Source organism: Sulfitobacter sp. (assembly GCF_036960155.1).
In the GTDB taxonomy this organism is placed as follows: Bacteria; Pseudomonadota; Alphaproteobacteria; order Rhodobacterales; family Rhodobacteraceae; genus Sulfitobacter.
Genome location: NZ_JBALWB010000008.1, coordinates 129,728 through 155,701, shown reverse-complemented (window position 1 = coordinate 155,701; position 25,974 = coordinate 129,728). Strand labels below are relative to the sequence as shown.

The following is a 25,974-nucleotide window of genomic DNA, read 5'->3' as shown; positions in this document are numbered from 1 at the left end:
GTCTTTTGCTTGAGCTTATTCAGCCAAAAGCGTTTCGATACCTACCAAGGTTTCGATGTCTTTCTGGATCTGTGCGGTCACTTCGTCAGCAGACTGCCAATAGACCGAAGCACCCGTTTCGGACGCAATCTTTTGCGCACGTTCCGACATCATAGTTTTTGAAGCTACCGCAATGATTTTTTCGCGCACGTCTGCCGGTGTGTCTTTGTGCACAAACAGGCCATTCCACAGAGCAACATCAAGGCTTGGCGCCAACTCTGCAACAGTCGGTGCGTCTGGCACCAACGGGATACGCTCAGAACCGATAGACGCAAGAATCTTCACATCATCAAGGCATGGCAAGATCAGCTGCAAAGTGGTGTTCATCACATCAACGTCACCAGATGCCAATGTATTGCAATCCAGCGCGTCAAACGCCGCATCGGACGCAAAGGAGAAACCCATCTCTTTGGCCAGACCGAATGTCACCTGTGTCGGCACCAGCGGCGCGCCAAAGTGACCCAGAACCACATCGTTGCTCTTGGCGTGTTCTGCCAGGCCGTTGATGTCGTCATATGGCGCATTTTTACCTGCCACGATCACAAACGGATAGGTCAGGAAATTGCCCAATGGCTCAAACGGATCTGGGTTCAGCTCGGGAATGCCGATCTGCGGACCAACAACCGGAATAGCAATGATGAACGAACCGATCGTGTAACCATCAGCAGGTGCATTTGCGACCTCAATCGCGCCCGGGAATGGGCCGCCCCCGCCGCCGGGCTTGTTCACTACAGCTGTTGGAACGCCATATGCCGTCTGAAAATCTTCGGCAATCATGCGCGTCAGGACATCTTCCAAATCACCGGGAGGCCACGGCACAACAAACTGCACAGGTTTCTCTGGATATTCCGCCTGAGCAGAGCCAGCGACCGCAGCAACGGCAAGCGCCATAGCCGTAAGCGATTTCACAAATTTAGACATTACGTTCTCCCTGTCATCGGTTCATATATTGAACCCTTATTTCAAAAAATAGATTGCCTTGTTAAAAATAGTCTGTCAAACTTTTTTTGAAATAAGAGCGAAGAGAAGGTTCAAATGTCATCTGCTGCTAAAACGCTTGGCTTGCTTGCCTATTTTTCACCCACACGGCCTGAGATCGGGCTTTCGCAGCTGTGCAAGCTGGCTGGACGGGACAAGGCAACGACATACCGCCATCTTCAAGCGCTTGAAGATACAGGGTTTGTTGAGCAAAATCCCGCGACCAAACAATATCGCCTTGGTCCTGCCGTCCTTCAGCTGGCGCAAACGCGGGAAATCACGGTTCCACGCAAAGCGGGCGCAGAACATGCCTTGTCAGAACTTGCGGAGGCAACGGGCGAAACAAGTCATGTTTCGGTTCTGTCCGGCTCAACTGTCTATGCGCTCGCCTCATGCGAGTCGCCCCAACACAGTACACGTGCGATCATAGACATTCAGACTTTCCCGCTGCACGCGACAGCCTCCGGGTTGTGCGCACTGGCATTTGGTTCCGCTGATCTGATGGCGTATGCCTGTAAAAATATTCAGATATTCACCGCCACCACCGTTCAAACACCCGATGCGTTAAGGACCGCTGTCGAAACCGTCCGCCAAACCGGCTTTGCATGGTCAGGCGGCGCTCTGGAGATCGAGGTGCAAGGCCTTGCCGCGCCCGTCTTTGACCACACAGGCTTATTGGCTGGCTCCATATCAGTCGCCAGCGTTGCAACGCGGTTCACGCCAGAGCTCCAAGAGACAATTCAGCGAAACCTAATCATCGCCAGTCGAGAAATAACACGCAATTGGGGCGGCACCATTCCCGACAGCCTAGAGGCTAAGTGGGCCAGCTCCCTCTCAAATACAAACCCGCAAATAATGGAGTTTTCAAAATGAAAGATTCGAACTTTTTGAAAGAGAACAATGGCCGCTTCATGTGGCACCCGATGACATCACCGGCAGACACAAAAGAAAACCCTCCCAAGATTATCACTGGCGCATCCGGCGTTCGAATTGAGGACATTGACGGGCATTCTGTTGTGGATGCGGTTGGTGGTCTTTGGAACGTGAACCTTGGGTATTCTTGTCAGCCTGTTAAAGACGCGATTAAAGATCAGCTAGACACACTGCCTTATTATTCGACGTTCCGCGGGACATCTAATGATGCCGCGATTGAGCTGTCTTACGAGTTGAATGAGTTCTTTGCCCCGGACGGAATGTGCCGTTCGTTCTTCACCTCCGGCGGTTCGGATTCCATCGAGACGTCGCTGCGGCTCGCGCGGCAGTATCATAAATTGCGCGGCGATCATGGTCGTACAAAGTTCCTGAGCCTGAAAAAAGGGTATCATGGCACCCACATCGGTGGGGCCAGCGTGAATGGGAATGCGAATTTCCGCAATGCGTATGAGCCGCTTTTGCCTGGGTGTTTCCACATCCCCGCGCCCTACACGTACCGCAACCCATTCAATGAAACCGATCCCGAAAAGCTGGCACAGCTGTGCGTTGCCGCGCTGGTGGACGAGATTGAATTTCAGGGTGCAAACACAATTGCAGCCATGGTGATGGAACCCATTCTAGGGGCGGGCGGCGTCATTCCTCCGCACAAATCCTTTGCGCCTATGGTTCAGGAAATTTGTAACCGCAACGGCATCCTGTTGATCACAGATGAAGTTATCACAGCTTACGGGCGCACTGGCGCATGGTCTGGTGCGCGCCTTTGGGGCATTAAACCCGACATGATGGCCACCGCCAAAGCGATCACAAACGGTTTCTTCCCGTTTGGTGCAGTGATGCTGGGTGAGCGAATGGCAGAAGCATTTGAAGACAATCCAGCGGCAAAAATTGCCCACGGGTATACCTATTCCGGCCATCCTGTCGGTGCCAAAGCGGCCCTTGCCTGTCTGGCGGAAACCAAACGCCTCAACATCGTTGAAAACGCCGCGGCGCGTGGGGACCAGTTGTTTGAAGGATGTAAGGCACTGATGGAGAAATACGACATCATTGGTGATGTGCGTGGCGGCCACGGCATGATGACGGCAATCGAAATGGTGTCAGATCGCGCAACCAAAAAACCAATCGATGGCGGTACTGCTGGCAAGGTTCAAGAAGTCACATACGAGTCCGGAACAATGGTACGTGTTTCAGGCCCCAACATCATCCTGTCTCCGCCATTAGTCCTGTCCCAACAAGATGCTGATGTAATTCTTGCATCGCTCGACAAAGGCTTTGCGTCTCTCTGACGCGAAAATTACACGCCTTATCCGCAATCAGAAAATGCGGATAAGGCGTGTCGCAAAAAAGTATGGTCATGAAATTGGGTAATCATGCAACCCTTGGGACAATCGCGTTCGCCCTTTTTCAAGGTTAACCGTGGCACCACTCCCCACATTATTCTGATATGGCCAAATTGGTTATGGGCACTGCCGGACGTAACACATGCTCGTTCAGCTCTGGTAGCCCGCCGTGTCTATATTTAGCCCAACAACTGTCATGGCATCTGCAATCAATCACGCAACTATTGCAGCCTCATTTCTTGAAATTTTGGCGTAGTATGTCAATTGATACAAGGCTGATCACTGACTGAGAGTAGGAAATATGAAACTCTCTGCATTGGGTACTGCGCCTTGAACACATACAGCGCCCGCATTAGCTATGGGTTATGACATCACCTCTCCCCTCCCGACAAATCGTCCTGCGCGGCGCCTATAATGTGCGCGACCTTGGTGGCTATCTCACGGCGCAAGGGTCGCCTGTCCCGATGCGGCGTTTCCTGCGTGGGGATTGCCTGCACCGTTTGGATGAAGGAGAGCCCGAGCGGTTGCACTTTGAAGGACTGCGCATGGTTGTAGATCTACGTACTGCGCGCGAAGTACGTGATGCCCCCAGCCGCCTTGCACGCCAACGCGGGGTTGAATGGGTGAACCTGCCCTTGTTTGATGCGCTGTCACCAGATGCTTTGGCGGAAATTGACGTCCCCGACGGACATCCCCTGCTTGCCATGTATGTCACCGCCGTTGAAACCCGCGGTGAGGCAATTGAAACCATTCTCAGCCGCATCGCAACTGTCCGCGAAGGCGCAGTCCTGTTCAACTGCACCGCAGGCAAGGACCGTACAGGCGTAATTGCAGCATTACTGCTGGGACTTGCTGGCGTATCTCATACCGACATCATTGCCGATTATGCCCTTACCGAAGCCCTGATCCCCGAACTTGTCGCGGAATTTTTGAGCCGCTCACGTGCAAATGGTGGCGACGTTGCGACATATGCGACCCTACTTGAAAGCCCTGCAAGCGCAATGGCAGGCATGATGGCACATATTGATGGGCGGTACGGATCGGTCATGGGATATATGGACCACATCAATGTTCCCACAAATGTTTTATCGCGTCTTCAGGTGCGTTTGGGTGTGACCGAATAATCCCTACTGATAAAGTAAGCGTTATTTCGCTGAAAGGCTCCGCTTGCCTCAATAACACTGTAAATTGTCCAGTCACGGGTGAGTGATCTGATAGTTTCCCCATATACTTAGATATATTGATCCATTAAAATTACCGGGAATCTAACGAACCTCGGTTGTCGGGGCTTACGGATATTGGAGCATTCAAATGCGCATTCACTCGATCATGTATGTCTCTGCTTTTGCAATGGTTGCTGCCCTGCCAGCCGCCGCACAGGAGCGTTCGTTCAACTTTGCGCTGCGCGGTGGAGCTTCTGTATCACCCGAGTATCTTGGATCCGATCAAACCGAGGCTGGCGCTGACCTAGGCTTTACCTTTGGATCGCTTTCATGGGGCGGCATGACGATAGGCAATGGGGTGCGCGGTGTCCCAGACAATGGCGTATCTGTACGCGGCGCATTCCGCGTGATTGGCGACCGTACCGTAGATGACAGCCCCGAACTTGCGGGTCTGGAAGACATCGACACCGCAGTTGAGCTGGGCTTTGGCCTGACGTATCAGCAAACAAATTGGATGGCCTTTGGTGAAGTTCGCAAGGGCGTCACAGGCCATAGCGGTGTCACGGGTACAGTTGGTGCAGACCTGATTTACCGTCCCAATGACCGTTGGCTGATCACTGCTGGCCCACGTGTTAACTTTGGCAACGACGAATTTGCCAGCACGTATTTTGGTGTTCCTACAGGCAGTTCTTCCAGTTTTGCGGCATATGACGCTACTGGCGGAGCACTTGGTGCGGGCCTCGAAGTTGCTGGTACATATTTCATCGATGATAAATGGGCACTTGAAGGTGCTGTCAGTTATGAGAAACTATTGGGTGACGCTGCAGACAGCCCGATTACGCAAAACGGGTCCGAAGACCAGTGGCGTATTCGGTTGGGTCTGAGCCGCGTGTTCACCCTTAATTTCTAATAACAGGACTTTCCCATGCAACTAGACGAAGCGATGCAAGGCCGCCGGAGTATCCGCGGCTTTCAAGACAAACCTGTGCCACGCGCGCTGATTGAAGAAGTCATTGCACTGGCGAACCGTGCGCCTTCGTCTATGAACACCCAGCCTTGGAACTTGCATGTTCTCACCGGAGAGCCGCTGGAACGGGTGCGTGAAGGGAACTCAACCCGTATGCTCAACGGCGTGCCACCCGTGCGCGAAATCGTCGATCATGGTGCCTATGAAGGACCACACCGTGACCGTCAGGTGGGCATTGCCAAGCAGCTGTTTGCCGCCATGGGCATTGCCCGCGAAGACAAAGAGATGCGCCAAGATTGGGTCATGCGCGGCTTTCGCCAGTTTGACGCTCCCGTTTCCATTGTTGTGACGTTCGACAAAAGCTTAGAGGGCGGCACAATTGCGCATTTCGATCTGGGTGCGGTGACCTACGGCCTGACATTGGCCGCATGGTCACGTGGTTTGGGCTGTGTGATCAACGGACAAGGCATCATGCAATCCCCTGTTGTACGCGAACACGCTCAAATCCCTGATGATGAAATCATCATGACCTGCGTTGCACTTGGCTGGCCGGACGAAGAATTCTCAGCGAATGCAGTGGTCTCAGAACGCCGCGACGTGAATGACGTGGCCTCCTTTGTCGGGTTTGACGACTAAACCCAATCAGATTTTATAGTAGTTGCGATACCACGCGACGAATTGCGTAACGCCGTCGCGCACAGTTGTGCGCGGCACGTACCCCGTGAGCGATTCCAGAAGGCTTGCGTCTGCCCAAGTAGCAGGCACATCACCCGGCTGCATAGGCATCATATTCATTTCTGCATCAACACCTGTCGCGTTTTCAATTGCCTTGATAAAATCGAGCAGTGGCACGGTTTCAGAGTTGCCGATATTCACAACCCGGAACGGCGCAACTGGCGACAAGCTATCGTTCACATGTTTACCCTGCCCCGTCAGGTAATCAGGCACAGCGTCTATCAACAAGATAATCGCCTCAACCAGATCGGTCACATAGGTAAAGTCGCGACGCATTTGGCCGTGGTTGTACACGTCGATTGGCCGTCCCTCTAGGATGCGCGACGTGAATTTATGCGGTGCCATATCCGGTCGCCCCCACGGCCCATAAACCGTGAAAAAGCGAAACATCGTGATCGGCAATGCAAACAGATGGGAATAGCTGTGGGCGATATTCTCGGATGATTTCTTTGTCGCCGCATACAGCGACATCTGATGATCCGCCTTCATGTTCTCTTGATAGGGCATCTGCGTATTGGCTCCATAGGCTGAGGAACTGGACGCCATCAGCATATGTTTGGGCGGATGCGCACGCGCAGCCTCTAACAACTGCAATGTTCCACCCAAGTTTGTCTCAAAATACGACATCGGGTTTTCCAGCGAATACCGCACACCCGCTTGCGCAGCGAGGTGGATCACAACGTCTGGTTTGTATTGCCCAAACAGCGCTGTCAAAAGGCCGGGTTCTTCGACCTTGCCCTGTACGTTTGTAAAACCGCTCTGCGCTTCCAGCAGATCCAGACGCGATTGCTTTAGCCCCACGTCATAATAATCACTCATGCTGTCCAAGCCCACGACCTGCCAGCCAGCGGCCAAAAGCGCGTCTGCTACAAAGTAGCCGATAAATCCGGATGTTCCGGTGACAAGTGCGGTTTTCATAAGTGCATCCTAAACAACGCAAGACTTCTTGTCTGCGCGCTTACACCCGCATGGGGCACTGCCTCAACCGTGAAAGCGGGTTTTCACCTATCGTTTGCTTCACATTAGCGGCACGTTGAGGTGACCCACCTGTGATAAACCCCCTTCCTCGACTTGCGGCATGGGCGCGTCATGCGTACATCGGTATCAAGTACCGAGTAGCCTGAAAGAGCATAATGTCTGATCAAACCGCCTCCCGCGACACGATACTGGCCACAGCAGCACAAGTGCTAGAGCATGAAGGCAACGCCCTAGTCCGCATGGCACAGAACCTGCCGGATGATTTTGCCCCCGCTGTTGAGCGCATATTGCTGATCAAAGGGCGGATCATTTTATCGGGTATCGGCAAATCCGGCCATATCGCACGCAAGATCGCTTCAACCCTCGCCTCAACGGGAACGCCTGCGTATTTCGTGCACCCCGCCGAGGCCAGCCACGGCGACCTTGGCATGATAACCCAAGATGATTTGTGCATCCTGCTATCCAATTCAGGCGAAACATCCGAGCTGGGCGATCTTATCCGCCACACCCGCCGCTTCTCAATTCCGATGATCGGGATGAGCAGTAAATCCGACAGCACCTTGATGCGCGCTGCCGACCTATGCCTGACCCTCCCTCAAGAGCCCGAAGCAGGCAGTGGTATTGCGCCAACAACATCAACAACCATGGCACTCGCCTTGGGCGATGCCTTGGCAATGGCGCTGATGGAGCAACGCGGCTTTCTATCCGAACATTTCCGCACCTATCACCCCGGCGGCAAACTGGGTGCACAACTGGCCTTGGTGCATCAACTGATGCACGGCCTCGAAGCCATGGCAATTGTTCCCCCTGATGCCGGCATGCAGGAAACGCTCCTCAAGATGAGTGAGAAAGGCTTTGGCATTGCCTGTGTTGTCGAAAATAACCAACTGGTTGGTGTGATCTCGGACGGCGATTTGCGCCGTAACAGCGAGCACCTAAGCAGCCATAGCGCGCGCGAAGTTGCCACTAGCACACCCATAACAATACCTTCCGATATGATGGCCGCCGAAGCCTTGGCCGTAATGAACGACAATAAGATAACCGTATTGGTTGTGGTGGATGAGGCGGACGCCCCTGTGGGCTTGTTGCGCATCCACGATTGCCTACGTGCAGGAGTAGCATAATGAAAACAGTCATCGTAATCCCCGCACGATATGCCTCTACCCGTTATCCCGGCAAACCGCTGGTCACCCTACGTGATCGCGACGGACACGAGAAATCCCTAATCCAACGCAGCTGGGAGGCGGCAATGGCCGTTCAGGGTGCAGACGCCGTCTATGTTGCCACAGATGATGTCCGCATCAAAGAAGCCGCCGAAGCCTTTGGTGCAGATGTAATCATGACATCCGAGAGCTGCGAAAACGGAACCGCCCGCTGTGCAGAAGCCGCGACCAAAGGCGTGTTTGACGCGGATCTCGTCGTGAACCTGCAAGGTGACGCACCCCTAACCCCTGCATGGTTTGTTGAAGACCTGATCGCCGCCATGAAAGCACGCCCCGAAGCCCCCGTCGCAACGCCAGTGGTGAAATGTGACGCACAAACCTACGCCCATTTCCGCGCCGACCGCGCGGCAGGCCTAGTTGGCGGTACAACGGCAGTGTTCGACCGGACCAACCGCGCGCTCTATTTCAGCAAAGAAGTCCTGCCCTATATCGACCCCGCAAAAGAAGCAGACGCCGCCGGAGAAGTGTTCCACCACGTTGGTCTGTATGCCTACCGCCCTGACGCCCTTGCCCTTTATGCTGGCTGGCCCGAAGGCCGCCTAGAGCGCCATGAGGGTTTGGAACAACTGCGGTTCCTCGAGAATGGCACCGATGTGCTATGTGTCGAAGTTGAAGGTCGCGGGCGTGTGTTTTGGGAACTCAACAACCCTGGTGATGTTGAACGCATCGAATCCATTCTCAATGCTGATGCCGATAGCTGAAAAGTCGCAAGTTATCAGTAATCTTTGACAGAATCTGACGGGTTTCCTGACATCTAACAAGAGCTAGCGCCAAATACCTATGACCTTAACCGGACCTCCGCTCCGAACGAAGCCAAAGTCTGCTACGTGGACTTTGCTACCGTCAGGCAGTCTAGATATAAGTGCCTCATGATCTATGATCTTCCTAGATTCAACTTTGAGTACCGCGTGTGTGGTCGCCCCTGTGCGCCAGGCTGTGCATGATATATGATTGCATATATTGGCCTCTTCATTTCTGCGTTCGTGGCAGCGACCGTCCTTCCAATGCAATCAGAAGCTGTTTTGGTCGGGCTCTTGGTGGCCGCTTCTCACCCGATTTCTGTCTTGGTCATTGTTGCAACAATAGGAAACGTACTGGGATCAGTAATCAACTGGTATCTTGGACGGTATTTGTTGGTATTTAGAGAGAAACGCTGGTTTCCAAGCTCGCAGCACCAACTTGAGCGTGCTCAGAACTGGTATAGGCGTTACGGACGGTGGTCGCTTTTGGGTAGTTGGCTACCAATTGTAGGCGATCCCCTGACTGTTGTTGCTGGCCTTATGCGGGAGCCTCTCATTTCCTTTGTTGTACTGGTCACGATTGCGAAAGGAACAAGATACATTCTTCTTGCGGCTGTAACATTGGCGTGGCTGTAAGTGCCGAAATTATCAGCTACCAATGCAACTGTTCTTCTACCGTGCAGCATCGGTTACATTGGGTTCGAAGCAAACCTTAGCATCTAGTCAACGCAAGACATCCCGCTCAATTGCTATTCTGACTTTTCACTCGGTCGATTTGCACCCGCGAACGTCACAATCAAGGCAGCAAACGTGATTGCGAAAACACCAAGGAAACCAAGCGCGCCAGGAACCACCGAAAATAGGATCAGATCAAAACCCAAAGCCCAGATTAAGCCCGTGAAATCAAACGGAGCCAAAGCACTTACGGGCGCGCGGGCAACCGCTTCATTTGCTGCGATGTGCCCCACTCCACCCAGCAATCCGGCAAGCGCGAGCCACCCAAACATTCCCCAATCCAACGTGACCCACCCGAATGGAAGCGTAACCAATCCGATGGCCGCGGCCACAACCGCAAAGTAAAACGCGATCGTCGATGCGCTTTCTGTCAACGTCATTGTTTTTGTATGCACCCGCACAAAGGCCATCGTGACAGCATAAGCCAACCCTGCTGTGACACCGATTAACGCGCCATCTCCGGGCAGCTCAAATGCTTCCCATAACAGCAGAACTACCCCTGCAAACCCAAAGAACATCGCAGTAAAGATCGCAGTGGTCAATTTTTCGTTCAACATAATAGCGGCAAGCGGCAGCACCAAAACTGGGGCAAGATATGCAATGGCTTGGGCATTTGCGACGGGCAAATACGCAAGCGACAGGAATGACATTGCCATCGAAAATGCGCTAAATGCGCCGCGCGTAATATGAAGACCAGGACGTTGTGTTTTTGGGGCCTTCGGAAACTCGCGTAACCAAAACATATACAGACATATCGGTATCAACGCTAAAGCTGATCTCCAGAACATGATCTGACCAATCGGGACAGATTCTGCTGCCGCATGCACAGCAGCTGACATTGCAGTCACCAGAAACGCAGCGAGTAGGCGAAGGCCGACACCCTCAAGAAAGCTATTACGAGAAACCATATTGATGATGTCTTAGAGAGGCTGTTCAACTACAAGTGGTTTAACTTGTTTTCACACCCCAACGTGCCTGCTCATGCCTGAAAGCCCGCGTTGCGCCAATAAATTGCGCGGATTTCCGCAGCGTAAATTTTACGGCAAACGCCTAATCCAAACGGGTTCAACCAGAAATTGCCATTTTGCGAAACGAAGTTCCGTACTGCGGTATTGGCAGTCCCGAAGTTTCCCCCTAGTCTCTGGCTTGAAGAGAGTCGCGCACCCTTGGGAGGAAGGGGGCGCATGGCTTAAAGACTTGGGAGGGTCACGATGATTACTGCATACTGCCTGATTGGTTCTGTCCTATGAACACGATGACACCTGAAGCCGCTGTAGCCCATGTTATTGCGACAAACCCCACGTTTGCCGTGGCACCAACGGTGATCCGTGGGGTCACTTACACCGCGTTTCAGAACATTCCTTCCAATGTGCCGATGCTGATGGCCGCGGGAATGGCGCAGCACGAAGATGGCGCATCCCACTACCTTCTTTATGAAGGTGAGCGTTGGACTTATGGTGAATTCAGTGCCGAAGTACGCCGCGCAGCACAAGTGCTGCATAGCAAATTTGGCATAGGAAAAGGCGACCGCGTCGGGATTGCCATGCGCAACTATCCCGAACTGATGACACTTGTACTCGCGATCTCGGCCACGGGCGCGACTGTTGTGTTTGTCAACGCGTGGTGGACAACCGAAGAGCTGGACTATGCCCTGCGCGACAGCACCGCAAAGTTGATTTTCGCCGATGGCCCGCGTGTTGAGCGACTGCTTCCACTCGCAAACGAACATGGCCTGACACTGGTTGGCGTCCGTGACGGCGAAACTATGGTGGATCACAGCTATACTGCGCTGCAATCTGTAGCCTCCGATGCACCGCTAGACGTCCTAATCGACACCGATGACGATTTTGCCGTAATGTATTCCTCAGGAACAACAGGACACCCAAAAGGGGTTGTGCAAACGCACCGAGGCGCTGTGAATGCCGTCTTCAGCTGGTTGATGCAGGCCGTAATTGCGCCGCTTGTCACGCCCCCAGAAGATGACGCACCAGAGGCACCGCGTCCTTCAGCGTTAGTGGTCACACCCCTGTTCCACGTCACCGCAACGCATCCGCTTTTCCTCCTCAGCTTGGTTGCCGGTGCCCGGATCACATTGATGCGCAAATGGGACGCTAACGAAGCAGTCCGTCTGATCAAAGAAGAGGGCATCACGCGCTTTTTGGGCGTCCCGACACAATCAGCTGAGCTGATGCATGCCGCCCAAGCAGCCGACGAAACCCTCGAAACTATGAGCTACCTTGGGTCAGGCGGTGCAAAACGCCCCGGCGCGCAGGTAGGACAACTGGCCAAAACATTCCCAAATGCCGAAATCGCAACGGGATGGGGCATGACCGAAACCAATGCCCTTGGCATCGGGATGATCGGCGAGGATTACGTGAACCGTCCGGAAAGTGCAGGCAAACTGCACCCTCCTGTTCAGGAATTGCGTTTGTTGGACGATGCAGGAAATGATGTTCCGCTGGGCGAGTTGGGTGAAATCACCATCAAAAGCCCCGCCAACATGCGCTGCTATCTCAACAAGCCCGAAGCAACCGCCGAAACCATGCAAGACGGCTGGCTGCGCACAGGTGATCTGGCTGTCATGGACAGCGAAGGTTACGTCACCATTCTAGATCGCAAGAAAAACATCATAATCCGGGGCGGTGAAAACATCGCCTGTCTGGATGTTGAGGGCGCACTGCACCGCCTGCCAGATGTGATCGAGGCCTGCGCATTTTCCGTGCCCGATGAACGGCTCGGCGAAGTTGTGGGCGCCTGCGTGCAACTGCGCAACGGTGCCACCCTTTCCCAAACAGACATGGCAACCGCATTGGAAGGCCATATCGCCAAATTCAAAACACCCGCACATTTGTGGACCCAGACTGGGCCGCTCATGCGGGGCGCAACCGATAAGATTGACCGCCGCGGATTAAGCGTGGCCTGTCTAGATAATGAGAAGGCAAAGACATGACACCAACCATTGAAGAAACAGGCGAATACATCGCAACAGCAGGCAAAGCAGCGTGGGATGTTCCAGGTCTGGACGCAAACGCGCCACAACGTGAAATCAAAACCGTTGGCATCATTGGTGCGGGCACCATGGGCGGCGGCATCGCGATGAACTTTGCCACCGCAGGCTATAACGTCAAGATTGTCGAAACCACGCAAGAGGCCCTTGATCGCGGCCTGAAAGTTGTGCGCGGCAACTACCAGCGTTCATCAGACAAGGGCCGCTTTCCACAGGACGAAGTAGAGGCGCGCATGGACCGTTTCGACGGCCGCCTAGCGATTGCTGATCTGGCTGACTGTGATCTGGTGATTGAGGCCGTGTTTGAAAACATGGACCTCAAGCGCACCATCTTTACCGAGCTTGACCGCGTTATGAAACCCGGCGCCATCCTTGCCACCAACACTTCCGCGCTGGACATCGACGAAATCGCGGGCATGACAAAGCGCCCCGAAGACGTGATTGGCCTACACTTCTTCTCCCCTGCGAACGTGATGAAGCTGCTGGAAATTGTCCGCGCCAAACACACTGCTGATGATGTAGTCGCGACCTCAATGGCGCTGGCCGCGAAGATTAACAAAATTGCGGCGCTGGTTGGCGTCTGCCCCGGATTTGTTGGCAACCGCATCTTATTTGCCCGTCAAATTCAGGCAAACAAACTGTTGGATCTGGGCCTGATGCCTTGGGACGTTGACGCTGCGCTGAACGCATTCGGTTTCAAGATGGGGCCGTTCCAGATGAGCGACCTTGCAGGTCTGGACATCGGTTGGTCCAAAGGGGCAAAAACCGATAACCCGATCCGCGATGCATTATGCGAACTCGATCGCCGCGGCCAAAAGACCCAAGCCGGCTTTTATGACTATGACGAAACCCGCCGCCCCATTCCATCCGACGTAACGGCAGGCATCATCCGCGACATCACTGGCGCGGACGCCTCAACCATGAGCGCCGAAGAGATCATTGAAATTTGCATCTATCCAATGATCAACGAAGCGGTAAAAATCCTCGAAGAAAACAAAGCACAGCGCCCCTCTGACGTCGATGTGGTTTGGCTAAACGGCTATGGCTGGCCCGCCGACAAAGGTGGACCAATGTTCTATGGCGACATGGTTGGCGCACAGGCTGTGCTGGACCGGATGGAAAAACTAGGGGCACAAGACCCCGCATTTGCACCTGCCGAAACACTGCGCAAACTCGCGGCTGAGGGCGGCAAATTCACTGACATCGATACCGGAGGGCTAAAAGTATGAGCTACGAATTTATCACCACCGAAAAGAAGGGTCATATCCTTGTTGTGACCATGAACCGGCCTGACGTCTACAATGCCGTTCACGTTGATATGCACAACGAGATGGCGCAGTGCTGGGATGAATTTGCAGCGGATCAAGACCTTTGGGTGGCCGTTCTTACGGGTGCTGGCGAAAAAGCGTTCTGTGCAGGCAATGACCTCAAGGCGACAGCAGCAGGCGGATCAAAGGCGACGATGACATCTACAGGTTTCGCCGGTCTTTCCTCACGGTTTGATCTGGAAAAACCGATCATTGCTGCCGTGAACGGCTTTGCCATGGGTGGCGGATTTGAGACAGCACTGTCTTGCGACATTATCCTCGCCTCAGAAAATGCAAAATTCGCACTGCCCGAAGTCAAGGTTGGCTTCTTTGCCGCCGCATCTGGTGTTCAGCGCTTATCACGTTACATCGGTCGCTTGGCCGCGCAGGAAATGATGTACACGGGCCGCACCATTATGGCTGATGAAGCGCTGGCAATGGGCTGCGTAAATGAAGTCCACCCGCACGGCGAACTGATGACGAAAGCCATGGAAAAAGCAGAGCAGCTTTGCTCGGTCTCGCCCTCAGCCGTCAAAGCCACAAAGCGTGTGTTGAACGACATGTACGCCCGTGACGGCATGCAAGAAAGCATCAGCTATTCCCGCGAAGTCATCGCGGACCTCAGCAAAACCGAAGACTTCAAAGAAGGCGTGCAGGCCTTTGTAGAAAAACGCAAACCCAATTGGGTCAACAAGTAAACCTACCTCCGAGGTAGACAAATAGTGCCCTCTGGGTCAGCGAAAAATAGGGAGACAACATATGTCCGATACACCAATGGAAATGAACAATCTCGGCATGTCCGAGAAGAACAAACCGCTGCTTGCAGCCGTGATCAAACACATCCGCGAAAACGTTGATCCGATCACCGAAGAGTATTTTGCTCTTGGTGAAGGCCGTGCAGATCGTTGGAGCCACACACCCGGTCAGTTGGAATTAATTGAAACTGCCAAGCAAAAGGCCCGCGACGCCGGTTTGTGGAACTTCTTTCTACCGAACGCTGAAACTGGCGAAGGTCTCAGCAACCTCGACTATGCGTATATCGCTGCTGAACTGGGAAAAAGCCCGTTGGCTTCCGAGACGCTGAACTGCTCCGCACCGGACACGGGCAACATGGAAGTATTGGAACGTATCGGTACACCAGAGCAAAAAGAAGAATGGCTCAAGCCGCTGCTTGCAGGTAAAATCCGTAGCGCATTTGCCATGACAGAGCCTGATATGGCCTCCTCTGACGCCAAAAACATCAGCACATCTGCTGTGCTGGAAAATGGCGAATGGGTCATCAACGGCGAGAAGTATTACATTTCGGGTGCGGGCGATCCGCGCTGTAAAATCATGATCACCATGGTGAAGACCTCCCCAAATGCCGAAGCATTCCGCCAGCAATCCCAAATCCTTGTACCAATCGACACCCCCGGTGTTGAGATCGTTGGCCCGATGCACGTATTCGGTCATGACGACGCGCCACACGGCCACATGCACATCAAATTCAAAAACGTTCGCGTTCCCGAAGCAAACATGCTGTGGGGCGAAGGCCGTGGTTTTGAGATTTCTCAGGTACGTCTTGGACCTGGCCGTATCCACCACTGCATGCGCTCCATTGGTGCAGCGGAAAAAGCGCTTGATCTGATGATCGAACGTGGCCTGTCCCGCGAGGCATTTGGCAAAAAGATCATCGATCTGGGCAAGAACATGGAAACCATTTCCCGCTCAAAAATCGAGATCGAGGCCATGCGTTTGATGGTGCTGAAAGCGGCCAAAGCAATGGATGTGCTTGGCAACAAAGAAGCCCGCATCTGGGTCAGCATGATCAAAGCGATGGTGCCGGAAAAAGTATGTAACATCATCGATGAAGCGATGCAGGTGCACGGTGCCACGGGTATTTCCCAATGGTCGCCTTTGTCCGGCATGTACACCGCGCAGCGCACATTGCGTTACGCAGATGGCCCTGATGAAGTACACCACCACGTCATCGCGCGCGCCGAAGTCAAAGACTACCAAGAGTCCAACTCTCGCACAGACCGCGCACGCAGCGAGATCGCAACAGGCCGCACACGGAGCGGCGTATGAGCATGTTTGACCTCACCGGAAAGGTTGCTTTGCTGACTGGTGCCTCCAAAGGCATGGGCTTTGAAATGGCCAAAGGTCTTGCCGAACATGGCGCGACCGTGATCATTTCATCCCGCACCCAAGAAGATTTGGATGCGGCGGCCAAAACCATCAACGAAGCTGTGGGCGCAGAGCGCGCCCACGGCGTTGCGGCGAACATCGTGCACGAGGATTCCCTTCAGGCGCTTGTGGACAAAACCCACGAAATCGCAGGGCCCATCGACATCGTTGTCGGCAACGCAGGCGTGAACCCATACTTTGGGCCAATCGCAGGCATCTCGAATAAAGACTATGAGCGCACAATGAACGCAAACGTTCAGTCAAACCTGTGGCTGGCCAAGATGGTTGCCCCTGACATGGCCGCCAAGGGTGCTGGCTCCATGATGTTCACTTCATCCATTGGCGCGTTCAAAGCGTCAGACATGCTAGGCGCTTACGGCATGTCAAAGCTCGCTTTGATTGGCCTTGTGCGCAATTTAGCTATGGAGTTTGGTCCCCAAGGCATCCGCTTTAACGCGATCTGCCCCGGCCTGATCAAAACCGATTTTGCCCGCGAATTGTGGGACAAACCCGGCGTCGAAGAGAAATACTCAAAAAGTATTCCATTGCGTCGCTTGGGTGAGCCTGACGATTTTGCTGGTCTTGCAGTTTTCCTTGGGTCGGATGCAAGCAAATACATGACCGGACAGGCGCTGACCGTCTGTGGCGGCTCCAGCATGTGGGCATAGGCCATGGAACTCAAAGATAAAATCATCGTTGTGACAGGGGCGGCGTCCGGCATCGGGCGCGCCATGTGCATCCGCTACGCCGAGGAAGGCGCCGCGCACATCGCATGCGTTGACCGTGACATCGCGGGCGCTGAAGAAACCGCCAAAATGATGGGCGGCAAAGCCTATCAAGTGGATGTGGCTATCAAAGACCAGATCACCGGCATGATCGATGCGGTTGAAGCAGATGCAGGTCCTATCGATCTGTTCTGCTCAAACGCGGGCATCTCGGTTGCGGGCGGCGTTGAGGTTGAAGACGACGCGTGGCAGAAAATCTGGGAGATCAACGTGATGTCCCATGTTTGGGCTGCACGTCATCTGGTGCCTCTCATGGCCGAACGTGGCGGTGGCTATCTGCTTAACACAGCGTCAGCTGCTGGCTTGCTTAATCAGATCGGCTCGGCGCCTTACGGCGTGACAAAACACGCCGCTGTTGGCTTGGCAGAATGGATTGCTCTTAGCTACGGTGATCAAGGGATCAAAGTATCCGTCCTGTGCCCACAGGCTGTGAAAACAGAAATGACACGCGGACACGAAGACCATGTTGCCGCGATCAATGGCATGATGGAACCGGGCCCCGTCGCAGATGCCTGTGTGCAAACAATCCGCGACGAGACCTTCCTTGTGCTGCCGCATAAAGAAGTCGAGCAATACATGCGCAACAAAACAGACAACTATGATCGTTGGATCGGTGGCATGCGCAAACTTAACCGCCGCTTTGGCAGCTTTGACACCTGATAGGATAATGTAAATGATCGGCTATACCACCATCGGCGTGAGCGACATGGAAAGCGCCAAAAAATTCTACTGTGATCTGTTTGCAGATAAAGGCGCAAAAGTTGCCATCGATGCAGGACGCATCGCCTTTATTGGAACAGAACGCGGCGAGCCAATGCTTGCCGTTTGCGAACCCTATGACAAAGAGGCCCCTACACCGGGCAACGGCGTCATGGTCGCATTTACAGTTAAGGAAAAGCAGGAAGCCGACGCGCTTTATGCCCGCGCACTAGAACTGGGTGCCACGTGTGACGGCCCTCCGGGACAGCGCGTCCCTGATCGTTTTTACGGTGCCTACGTACGCGACCCCGACGGCAACAAATTGTGCTTTTTCCAGTTTGCCTAAGCGCCATCCAAACAATAGTCAGGTCCGCTTCATCGCTAAGATGAAGTGGGCCTACATCTTTTTCAGAGGTCTCACCAAACCTTCTTGTGCCACACTGGCCACCAACGTCCCGTCTGCACTGTAAATTGATCCACGGTTAAATCCGCGGGCCTTCCCAGTCCAAGGCGCATCCAGATCATAAAGATGCCAATCGCTAAACTGGATCGGGCCGTGAAACCACATCGCGTGATCCAGACTGGCGCTCATGACATTACCTTGAAACCAAGTGAGCCCGTGAGGGCGCAATGACGAACCTAGCAAATTCATGTCCGACGCATAGGCTAACAGACAATGCTGCATCTGTGGTCCCTGCCCTTTGGCCGCCTCCATCCGGAACCATAGATGGTTTTTGTCGCTCGTTTTTTCGGGCGTAAAGAAATCACGCGGCGCAACTTCGCGCAGCTCAATCGGACGCTCTCGCAGAAAATCGTCGTGAAATTTCTCAGGAACTTTGGCCACATGAGCTTCGCGAAGCTCATTCCGGTTTGGCCAGTCTTCGGGTGATCCAACTGCGGGCATTGGGTGTTGATAATCCCAGCCCTCTTCATCAACTTGAAAAGACGCCGAAAGGTTGAATATCTGTTTGCCATGCTGAATCGCAACAACGCGGCGCGTGGTAAAGCTGCCGCCATCACGGGCGCGGTCAACCTGATAGATCACAGGTATTTTGGGATCACCTGGCCGAATGAAATACGCATGCAAACTATGGCACAAGCGATCAGGCACCGTACGGTAGGCGGCCATCAAAGCCTGCGCAATCACATGCCCGCCAAAAATACGCGTCGTTGTTTCGCCACCCGATCCAACACCACGAAACAGGTCAACCTCCAGCTGTTCGATATCAAGAAGCTCTAGCAGTTGATCAGCAACAGTGCTCATGGACAGGCCTTTTACATGGTGGCCCGTGCATCCGCATAGGCGATAAAGAAATCAAAGCTCGTTGGGTTTGCCATGCTATCACGGTTCACCACCCGAGCGGGGTCCCCTCCCAACAACAGCTTTTTCACAGGAACCTCAAGCTTTTTACCTGAAAGAGTTCGCGGCACCTCGGCGACCTGAACGATCTCATTTGGCACAAACCGCGCTGATACCGTCTTGCGAATAGCATCGTTAATCTTGTCTTTGAACGCCTGATCAAACACGACGCCCTCAGCCGGAACAACAAACAGCGGCATAAAGCTGTCTTTGCCCAAAAACTCCAGATCGACAACCAGACTGTCCAAAACCTCATCTAATCCCTCAACCGCCTGATAAATCTCAGCGGAGCCAAGGCGCAGGCCCTTTCGATTTATCGTCGCATCAGAGCGGCCATAAATCACGCTTGCGCCACTTTCATCGATGCTGATCCAGTCGCCATGTCGCCAAACACCCGGGTAGGTATCAAAATAACTGTCAAACAAACGGGTTCCGTCATCATCTCCCCAGAAATAAAGAGGCATGGACGGCAGCGGCTCGGTACAAACCAGCTCACCTACTTCGCCGACCAGTTCGTTTCCTTCGGGGTCATAGGCGCGCACAGCATTGCCAAGCGCGCGACACTGCATTTCACCCGCGCGCACTGGCATACCTGGGTGGCCCAAAACAAAGGCCCCCGCGAAATCAGTGCCGCCAGATATCGGCGCAAGCCAAACGTCCGCCTTCACATCGTTGTAGATCCAGTCGTATGCGTCCGAACTTAACGGTGAGCCAGTAGACCCGATTGAGCGTAGAGCAGATAGATCAACCTGTTCGCGCGGCGTAATGCCTGCCTTGAGGCATCCAGAAAAGAACGCAGCACCCGCACCCAAATAAGTGAGTTTTTCATCCGCTGCAAAGCGCCATAACGCCAGCATATCAGGATGATTGGGGGCGCCATCATACATGCACACGGTCACACCCTGCGCTAACGCTGTCCACTGCGCGTTCCACATGATCCAGCCTGATGAGGTAAGCCAGCAAAAGCGATCTTGTTTGGTAAGGTCATGGTGCAGGGATTGTTTGGCAGATTCCAGCATCACACCGCCATGGCCATGCACAATAGGTTTAGGTGTGCCTGTCGTGCCGGATGAATAGACTATCCACAGCGGTTGATCGAACGGCACTTGAGTTGCCTCAAAGGGGACATCATCGTGCAACAGGCTGTCCCACGCGATGTGACCGTCTGGCACGTCTCCGGCCACGGGGAGAGTGACAAACTGTGCAACGCTAGGCAACTGGGCTGTGATCTCAGCCAGTACATCACGGCGATCAATTGTCTTTCCTGCGTGCACATAACCGTCTTGCGCAATGAACACTTTTGGCGCGACTTGTTTGAAACGATCAAGGATCGCCACATGCCCCATATCGGGGGCGCACAACGACCATGTAGCACCGATGCTAACAGTCGCAAGAAAGGCAATCAGCGCCGCTTCGGTATTGGGCAGCACAGCCACCACGCGGTCATCTTTTTCCACACCCATGCGCCGAAGGTTCGCCGCAACCGATGCTACCTGCGCACGCAATTCACCCCATGAAAGTTCCTTGCGACCCGATGTTTCAGAAAAACTGACGATGGCTGGATGCTCTTCACGCCCCTCAGCATGGCGCAGGATATTCTCCGCGTAATTAAGCGTCGCGTCGGGGCACCACTTTGCCCCCGGCATGGTGCGATCTGCAAGAATGCGAGAATAGGGCGTACCCGAACGAAACTCAAAAAAATCCCAGATCGCAGCCCAGAACCCTTCAAGGTCTGTGACGCTCCAACGCCACATTGCGTTATAATCCTCAAATGTCAGATCACATGTATCTGCCACATGCCGCTCAAACGCAGCCATGGTGGACGCTTCATAACGTTCAAGCGTCGGCGTCCAAAGGACGGGATTCATGTCATTGCTCCGTGGATTAACGCCTTGAGTTGCGGACGTGCAGGATAGGCGCTGCTTGGGATTAGTTGAGTGAAAAAGATGACGGACATATCAAACACCGGATCAATCCAAAAAGCGGTCGAGGCCATTCCGCCCCAGCTGAAATCACCAACACTGCCCGGCGCACGCGCGCGACCCGGATCAAGAAGAACAGCACCGCCAAGGCCAAATCCCATCCCTTCCATCGGTTGCTCTGCAAAACTATCAGGCCCCATCGAAGCAATGTCGCAGCCCAAGTGATTGCGCATCATAAACTCAAGCGTCTTAGGACCAATGAGGCCAGCACCACCCGTGCGCATCATCTCTGTAAATTTCAGATAGTCGTCGATTGTGCCAACCAAACCACCACCGCCAGACTGAAGCGTCGCATCAAAGTAGGAAGACTTGTCAGCGCCATCAATCAAACGAAGGCTATTAGTGGCCTTCTCAACCTTACCGACGGAGAACGCATCCCCTGCAAGTGGCGTATAACACGCAGCAAAGCGATCCCGCGCCTGTGCAGGAACCGAAAACCGCGTCTCATCCATACCAAGTGGGTTGAATATTTCATCGATGAAAAACTGTTCAAGGGACTTACCTGAAACAACTTCGACAACACGTCCAAGGATGTCGATGCCAATAGAATAGTTCCACCGTGCCCCCGGCGCAAACGCCAGCGGCAGAGAAGCCGCGCGATCACAGGCTGCTGCTAAATCACCGCCATCAGCTCTGAACTCAACCTTTTGGGCGGCCATTTCCTCACCCAGAACACCGGGATTAAAGGCATAGCTTAGGCCCGAAGTATGCGTCAGCAATTGGTGCAGCGTTGGCGTGGCACAAGGCACAACCTGATCAATCGAACTGGCACCGGCAACGAGGCAATTCATGTCCCTAAACGCAGGAATGAAATCGGAAACTGGCGCATCCAAATGGAACAGCCCCCGCTCGGCCAGCATCATTATCGCAACCGAAGTGATCGGTTTGGTCATGGAATAAATGCGGGCAACAGTGTCGCGTTGCCAAGGGGTTGCGCGCGCAGTGTCGCGCACCCCACAGTCGTTATAGTAAACCTCATGCCCGCCTTGGGCGATCAATACCGACGCCCCCGCGAAACGATTAGTGTCGATGTAGGATTGCATCCAATCGCCGATGCGGTTCAGGCGGTTACCATCAAAAGCGGTCATTAAACCTCCAACCACTCCTTACGGACATCATCACGTTCCTTCAGTTCAGCGGGCGTGCCTTCAAACACAACCTGCCCGTGGCCCATCACATAAACACGGTCTGCAATATCCATCGCAATCGACAGCTTTTGTTCAACCAGCAACGTCGAGATCCCGCGCTTCGCGATTTCTTGCAAAACTTCGGCCACTTTTTGGACCATCTGCGGGGATAGACCCTCAGTAGGTTCATCAATCATGACAAAGTCAGGATCACCCATCAATGTGCGGCACATGGTGAGCATCTGCTGCTCCCCACCTGACAACACTGAGGCCTCAACATCTGCACGCCGATCAAGGTTTTCAAACATGTCGAACATCATCTGCATCGACCAACGGCCCGCACCGTCCTTTTGACCCGGCTTCAGGCCAAGCGTCAGGTTTTGGCGGGTCGTCAGGCCAGGAAAGATATCGCGATTTTCCGGCACATACCCGATGCCCATGTTGGCAACTTCATATGCTTTTTTACCAGCAATCTCTTTGCCGCGAAACTTGACCGATCCATGAGGAACAACTTCGCCCATGATGGCCTTGCACGTGGTCGAGCGGCCAACGCCGTTGCGGCCCAAAAGGGCAACAATCTCACCCTCCTGCACATTCAGGGTCACACCCTGTAGGATGTGGGATTTACCGTAATAGGCGTGCATGTCGGTGACTTCGATCAATGTTCTGCCTCCAATGCTGCGCCCAGATAGGCTTCTTGAACTTTTGGATCACCACGCACGTCTTCGGGTTTCCCCGTTGCGATGATTTCTCCGTAAACGAGGACACTGATCTGATCAGCAAGACCAAACACAACGCTCATGTCATGCTCCACCATAATCAACGTTTTGCCTTCGGTGACTTTCATGATCAGGTCAGTGATATAGTCAGTCTCGGTGTTGGACATCCCAGCGGTTGGCTCATCGAGCATGATCACATCTGCACCACCAGCGATGGTGATCCCGATCTCAAGTGCGCGTTGTTCCGCGTAGCTAAGCGTGCCCGCAGGCAGATTGCGCCGTTCCATCAAGTTGATCTGTTCCAAGATCGCCTCGGCACCTTCTGTCAGATCCTGTTTGCGGCTTACCAGATGCCAAAAGCTGTACTTGTAGCCTTGTGACCATAGTAGCGCGCAGCGCACGTTTTCAAAAACCGTCATCGCAGGAAAGATGTTAGTAATCTGGAACGACCGGCTAAGGCCCTTGCGATTGATCTGGAAAGGTTCAAGTCCGGCAAGGTTTTCACCGTGCAGTTTGACCGACCCAGCAGTAGGTGCAAAGCGCGCCGTGATCAAGTTGAACAGCGTTGATTTACCAGCACCGTTAGGGCCAATAATCGCGTGCCGTTCGGCCTTGCCGATGGACAAATCAATGCCACGGATGATCTCGGCCTTGCCAAAGCTCTTTTTTAGGCCGGTGAGTTCTAGGGCGGGTATGCTCATGATGCACCTCCTATTGTACTGGCCTCGTCCCATGCTTCCTTAAGCGCGGGTGCCGTGGTTTTTGCAATGCCAAGGCCAATCACTGTGATCGCCCCTGCGATGATCCATGGTAAAATGGCATGGCTGTCAAAAGTGGTCCAGAAGATCGTCATCTCATTATCTCCGGTCGCTGCGTGGCGATAATGGAAAGTCATCTCAACCAAAGCCGCAAGCCCAAGGAGACCAATCGCCCCCGGCAATAGCGTTCTGAAATACGGCATGATCAGCAAGCGCGCCTTACCCAACTTGAACGCGGGAACGTGCATCATAATGAGGCCCGCAAAACCACCCGGGAAGAACATCACCGTCGCAAGGAACAAGACACCAGCGTAAAACGCCCACAGTTCTGTTGAAAGGCTCAGCACAGTTTGCAGCAAGGTAAATGCAATCGCTCCGATGATGGGACCAAAGAAGAAGCCAACACCGCCGAGGAATGTCACCAATAAGATCACACCAGAAGATGCAGTGTTCAGGTTCTCTTCGGTCAGGATTTCGTAGTTGATCGCAAACAAGCCACCAGCAACACCCGCAAAGAAACCAGACGCAACAAAGCTATAGTAGCGAACCCAGCGCGAGGAATAGCCAAGGAACTGCGCACGCTCTGGATTGTCACGTACCGCGTTTGCCATCCGGCCCACAGGTGTGCGGCTCCAAAGATACATAAGCGCTGCGGATACAACCACCCAAGCCACTGTCAGATAATAGACTTCGATTTGCTGCAAGAACTCAACGCCAAAGAACGGCTGTGCATAGGTGCGATCACCGCTGACGCCCTCTTCGCCGCCAAAGAATGCAACGATGATAACAGAACAGGCCGCAATCAATTCACCAACACCCAGTGAGATCATTGCAAACACCGTGCCAGCACTTCGGGTCGAGAACGAGCCGACAATCATCGCCAGCCCCATCCCGAACAAACCGCCAAACAATGGCAGTATCACCAGCGGGAAAGATCCAAAGAAGTCAGACATGTTCATGATGTGCATGCAGGCAAAACCGCCCACACCCGCATAAACCGCGTGACCAAAGGACAACATGCCCCCTTGCCCCAGCAACATATTATAGGCCAGCGCAAAGATGATCGTGATCGACATCTGATTCATAATCGTCAGCGCCGAGTTATTGGTAAACACCATCGGCATGATCGCCAGTGCAACAGAGGCAATAACCCAAGGTGCCAACGTGAGTGTCATGGAACCTGCACGCATACGCTGTGCGGGTTTTGACGGGTCGGTTGTCATCTGATCGGTCATGAGCTGCGCTTTCCGAAGAGGCCTGCAGGGCGGAAGATGAGAATCAACACCATTAGGATGTAGGGAAGGATGTCAGCAATCTGCGGGCTGGTTAGGCTCCAGAAATCGCGGAAGACACTCTCACTCAAATTTTCCGGCGTACTGATACCGATTGCATTGAGCACGTTCTCCATTTCGATGTTGTAGGATTTCGCGAACGTTGTAATCCAACCGATCAATAGCGAGGCCGCCAAGGCCCCCCAAAGCGAGCCAAGCCCGCCAATCACGATGGTCACAAACACAATTGAACCCAGCACAAATGCCATCCCCGGGAAGGTGCCCAGCACCGGACCAGCAATCACACCCGCAACACCCGCCAGCGCAGTACCTACACCGAATACTCCCATAAAGATGAGCGGTACGTTGTGGCCCAAGGCCTCAACTGTGCGTGGATAGCTAAGAGCCGCCTGAATGATCATCCCAACCCGCGTCTTGGTGAGTACATAAAGTAGACCAACAAAGATCGCGACTGAGGTAAAGATCATAAAGATCTTATATGCAGGGATAGAGTTTCCAGAGATTGCAAAGGCCGTGAAATTCAGGATTTCAGGGACATTGTAAGGCATCTGGTTTTTACCCCAGAGAAACTGAACCAATTCCTCAATTAACAACGCCAAACCGAAGGTAAAGATCAGTTCAGGCACGTGGCCGTATTGGTGAACCCGTCTCAGACCATACCGCTCAACTCCGGCACCCAAGACACCGACAATGATTGGGGCAATCAGAAGGCCCATCCAGAACCCCAGCGCGATGCTGATCTGATATGCGAAATAAGCGCCCAACATGTAAAAGCTGGCATGGGCAAAGTTAAGTACGCCCATCATCGAAAAAATTAGGGTCAAGCCAGCGGACAGCATAAACAATAGCAGTCCAGTAACCAGCCCGTCGATTAGATTGACGAGAATGAGGTCCATTGGGCCCCTCCGGTAGAATGTGATAATATTAGCGAATACGGCTTGCCC

The 25,974-nt window shown here is 53.6% G+C and carries 25 protein-coding genes; 15 read left to right on the top strand and 10 right to left on the bottom strand.

All coding sequences use genetic code 11. The features are described 5' to 3' along the window. Window positions 1-15: 15 nt before the first annotated feature. A complete protein-coding gene (locus V7775_RS17050) occupies window positions 16-960 on the bottom strand; it encodes a tripartite tricarboxylate transporter substrate binding protein (protein ID WP_335753115.1) in 945 nt (314 codons plus the stop codon). Window positions 961-1,074: 114 nt separating this feature from the next. Here V7775_RS17050 and V7775_RS17045 point away from each other — a divergent pair, with 114 nt between their 5' ends. The 5 genes from V7775_RS17045 (at window position 1,075) to V7775_RS17025 (ending at window position 6,053) form a co-directional block, all read left to right on the top strand. Further along, window positions 1,075-1,890 carry an IclR family transcriptional regulator gene (locus V7775_RS17045; RefSeq protein ID WP_335753114.1) on the top strand — a complete coding sequence of 272 codons (816 nt, stop codon included), beginning with the start codon at window positions 1,075-1,077 and terminating at the stop codon, window positions 1,888-1,890. Then, window positions 1,887-3,233: an aspartate aminotransferase family protein gene (locus V7775_RS17040; protein ID WP_335753113.1), complete on the top strand. Its 1,347-nt coding sequence runs from the start codon at window positions 1,887-1,889 to the stop codon at window positions 3,231-3,233. Before V7775_RS17045 ends, V7775_RS17040 begins: the two co-directional genes overlap by 4 nt. Before the next feature lie 419 nt (window positions 3,234-3,652). Then, entirely contained in the window at window positions 3,653-4,411 is a 759-nt protein-coding gene (locus V7775_RS17035) for a tyrosine-protein phosphatase (protein WP_335753112.1), read from the top strand. Between the two features lie 187 nt (window positions 4,412-4,598). Further along, a complete protein-coding gene (locus V7775_RS17030) occupies window positions 4,599-5,360 on the top strand; it encodes a MipA/OmpV family protein (protein ID WP_335753111.1) in 762 nt (253 codons plus the stop codon). A gap of 15 nt (window positions 5,361-5,375) precedes the next feature. After that, the gene (locus tag V7775_RS17025) at window positions 5,376-6,053 is read left to right on the top strand and encodes a nitroreductase (RefSeq protein ID WP_335753110.1); all 678 of its coding nucleotides are present in this window, start codon (window positions 5,376-5,378) and stop codon (window positions 6,051-6,053) included. 6 nt (window positions 6,054-6,059) lie between these two features. Here the strand turns inward: V7775_RS17025 and V7775_RS17020 are convergent, their stop codons facing one another. Beyond that, on the bottom strand, window positions 6,060-7,070 hold the full coding sequence (locus V7775_RS17020; protein ID WP_335753109.1) for an NAD-dependent epimerase/dehydratase family protein: 1,011 nt from the start codon (window positions 7,068-7,070) through the stop codon (window positions 6,060-6,062). Between the two features lie 215 nt (window positions 7,071-7,285). Here V7775_RS17020 and V7775_RS17015 point away from each other — a divergent pair, with 215 nt between their 5' ends. The 3 genes from V7775_RS17015 to V7775_RS17005 all read left to right on the top strand — a co-directional run bounded on the left by V7775_RS17015 (window position 7,286) and on the right by V7775_RS17005 (window position 9,729). Then, the gene (locus V7775_RS17015; protein WP_335753108.1) at window positions 7,286-8,254 is read left to right on the top strand and encodes a KpsF/GutQ family sugar-phosphate isomerase; all 969 of its coding nucleotides are present in this window, start codon (window positions 7,286-7,288) and stop codon (window positions 8,252-8,254) included. After that, on the top strand, window positions 8,254-9,054 hold the full coding sequence (locus V7775_RS17010) for a 3-deoxy-manno-octulosonate cytidylyltransferase (RefSeq protein ID WP_335753107.1): 801 nt from the start codon (window positions 8,254-8,256) through the stop codon (window positions 9,052-9,054). Before V7775_RS17015 ends, V7775_RS17010 begins: the two co-directional genes overlap by 1 nt. A 246-nt stretch (window positions 9,055-9,300) precedes the next feature. Next, window positions 9,301-9,729, top strand: a complete 429-nt coding sequence (locus tag V7775_RS17005; RefSeq protein ID WP_335753106.1) for a YqaA family protein — start codon at window positions 9,301-9,303, stop codon at window positions 9,727-9,729. A gap of 113 nt (window positions 9,730-9,842) precedes the next feature. Here V7775_RS17005 and V7775_RS17000 read toward each other — a convergent pair whose 3' ends face one another. Further along, on the bottom strand, window positions 9,843-10,736 hold the full coding sequence (locus tag V7775_RS17000; RefSeq protein ID WP_335753105.1) for a DMT family transporter: 894 nt from the start codon (window positions 10,734-10,736) through the stop codon (window positions 9,843-9,845). Window positions 10,737-11,074: 338 nt separating this feature from the next. Here V7775_RS17000 and V7775_RS16995 point away from each other — a divergent pair, with 338 nt between their 5' ends. From V7775_RS16995 to V7775_RS16965, 7 genes are all read left to right on the top strand, one after another. Further along, window positions 11,075-12,778, top strand: coding sequence for a class I adenylate-forming enzyme family protein (locus V7775_RS16995; protein ID WP_335753104.1), 1,704 nt, complete (start codon window positions 11,075-11,077; stop codon window positions 12,776-12,778). Next, window positions 12,775-14,064 (top strand): 3-hydroxyacyl-CoA dehydrogenase, encoded by a 1,290-nt coding sequence (locus V7775_RS16990; protein WP_335753103.1) that lies wholly within the window; start codon window positions 12,775-12,777, stop codon window positions 14,062-14,064. The genes V7775_RS16995 and V7775_RS16990 overlap by 4 nt, the downstream gene beginning before the upstream one ends. Then, complete coding sequence (locus V7775_RS16985) at window positions 14,061-14,840, top strand: enoyl-CoA hydratase-related protein (RefSeq protein ID WP_335753102.1); 780 nt, start codon at window positions 14,061-14,063, stop codon at window positions 14,838-14,840. Before V7775_RS16990 ends, V7775_RS16985 begins: the two co-directional genes overlap by 4 nt. Before the next feature lie 82 nt (window positions 14,841-14,922). After that, complete coding sequence (locus V7775_RS16980) at window positions 14,923-16,209, top strand: acyl-CoA dehydrogenase family protein (protein WP_443070141.1); 1,287 nt, start codon at window positions 14,923-14,925, stop codon at window positions 16,207-16,209. Beyond that, complete coding sequence (locus V7775_RS16975; RefSeq protein ID WP_335753100.1) at window positions 16,206-16,976, top strand: SDR family NAD(P)-dependent oxidoreductase; 771 nt, start codon at window positions 16,206-16,208, stop codon at window positions 16,974-16,976. Before V7775_RS16980 ends, V7775_RS16975 begins: the two co-directional genes overlap by 4 nt. 3 nt (window positions 16,977-16,979) lie before the next feature. After that, window positions 16,980-17,753 carry an SDR family oxidoreductase gene (locus tag V7775_RS16970; RefSeq protein WP_335753099.1) on the top strand — a complete coding sequence of 258 codons (774 nt, stop codon included), beginning with the start codon at window positions 16,980-16,982 and terminating at the stop codon, window positions 17,751-17,753. A 13-nt stretch (window positions 17,754-17,766) separates the two neighbouring features. Beyond that, window positions 17,767-18,138 carry a VOC family protein gene (locus V7775_RS16965; protein WP_335753098.1) on the top strand — a complete coding sequence of 124 codons (372 nt, stop codon included), beginning with the start codon at window positions 17,767-17,769 and terminating at the stop codon, window positions 18,136-18,138. A 51-nt stretch (window positions 18,139-18,189) separates the two neighbouring features. Here V7775_RS16965 and V7775_RS16960 read toward each other — a convergent pair whose 3' ends face one another. From V7775_RS16960 to V7775_RS16930, 7 genes are read right to left on the bottom strand one after another with little or no spacing between them, the layout of a single operon-like run. Next, on the bottom strand, window positions 18,190-19,056 hold the full coding sequence (locus V7775_RS16960; protein WP_335753097.1) for an acyl-CoA thioesterase: 867 nt from the start codon (window positions 19,054-19,056) through the stop codon (window positions 18,190-18,192). An 11-nt stretch (window positions 19,057-19,067) separates the two neighbouring features. Next, window positions 19,068-21,020 carry an acetoacetate--CoA ligase gene (locus V7775_RS16955; protein ID WP_335753096.1) on the bottom strand — a complete coding sequence of 651 codons (1,953 nt, stop codon included), beginning with the start codon at window positions 21,018-21,020 and terminating at the stop codon, window positions 19,068-19,070. After that, window positions 21,017-22,222 (bottom strand): serine hydrolase domain-containing protein, encoded by a 1,206-nt coding sequence (locus V7775_RS16950; protein ID WP_335753095.1) that lies wholly within the window; start codon window positions 22,220-22,222, stop codon window positions 21,017-21,019. The genes V7775_RS16955 and V7775_RS16950 overlap by 4 nt, the downstream gene beginning before the upstream one ends. Beyond that, window positions 22,222-22,905, bottom strand: a complete 684-nt coding sequence (locus tag V7775_RS16945) for an ABC transporter ATP-binding protein (protein ID WP_335753179.1) — start codon at window positions 22,903-22,905, stop codon at window positions 22,222-22,224. Before V7775_RS16945 ends, V7775_RS16950 begins: the two co-directional genes overlap by 1 nt. 14 nt (window positions 22,906-22,919) lie before the next feature. After that, a complete protein-coding gene (locus V7775_RS16940; protein WP_335753094.1) occupies window positions 22,920-23,681 on the bottom strand; it encodes an ABC transporter ATP-binding protein in 762 nt (253 codons plus the stop codon). Further along, window positions 23,678-24,973 carry a branched-chain amino acid ABC transporter permease gene (locus tag V7775_RS16935; RefSeq protein WP_335753093.1) on the bottom strand — a complete coding sequence of 432 codons (1,296 nt, stop codon included), beginning with the start codon at window positions 24,971-24,973 and terminating at the stop codon, window positions 23,678-23,680. Before V7775_RS16935 ends, V7775_RS16940 begins: the two co-directional genes overlap by 4 nt. Continuing rightward, entirely contained in the window at window positions 24,970-25,926 is a 957-nt protein-coding gene (locus V7775_RS16930) for a branched-chain amino acid ABC transporter permease (RefSeq protein WP_335753092.1), read from the bottom strand. The genes V7775_RS16935 and V7775_RS16930 overlap by 4 nt, the downstream gene beginning before the upstream one ends. Window positions 25,927-25,974: the final 48 nt, after the last annotated feature.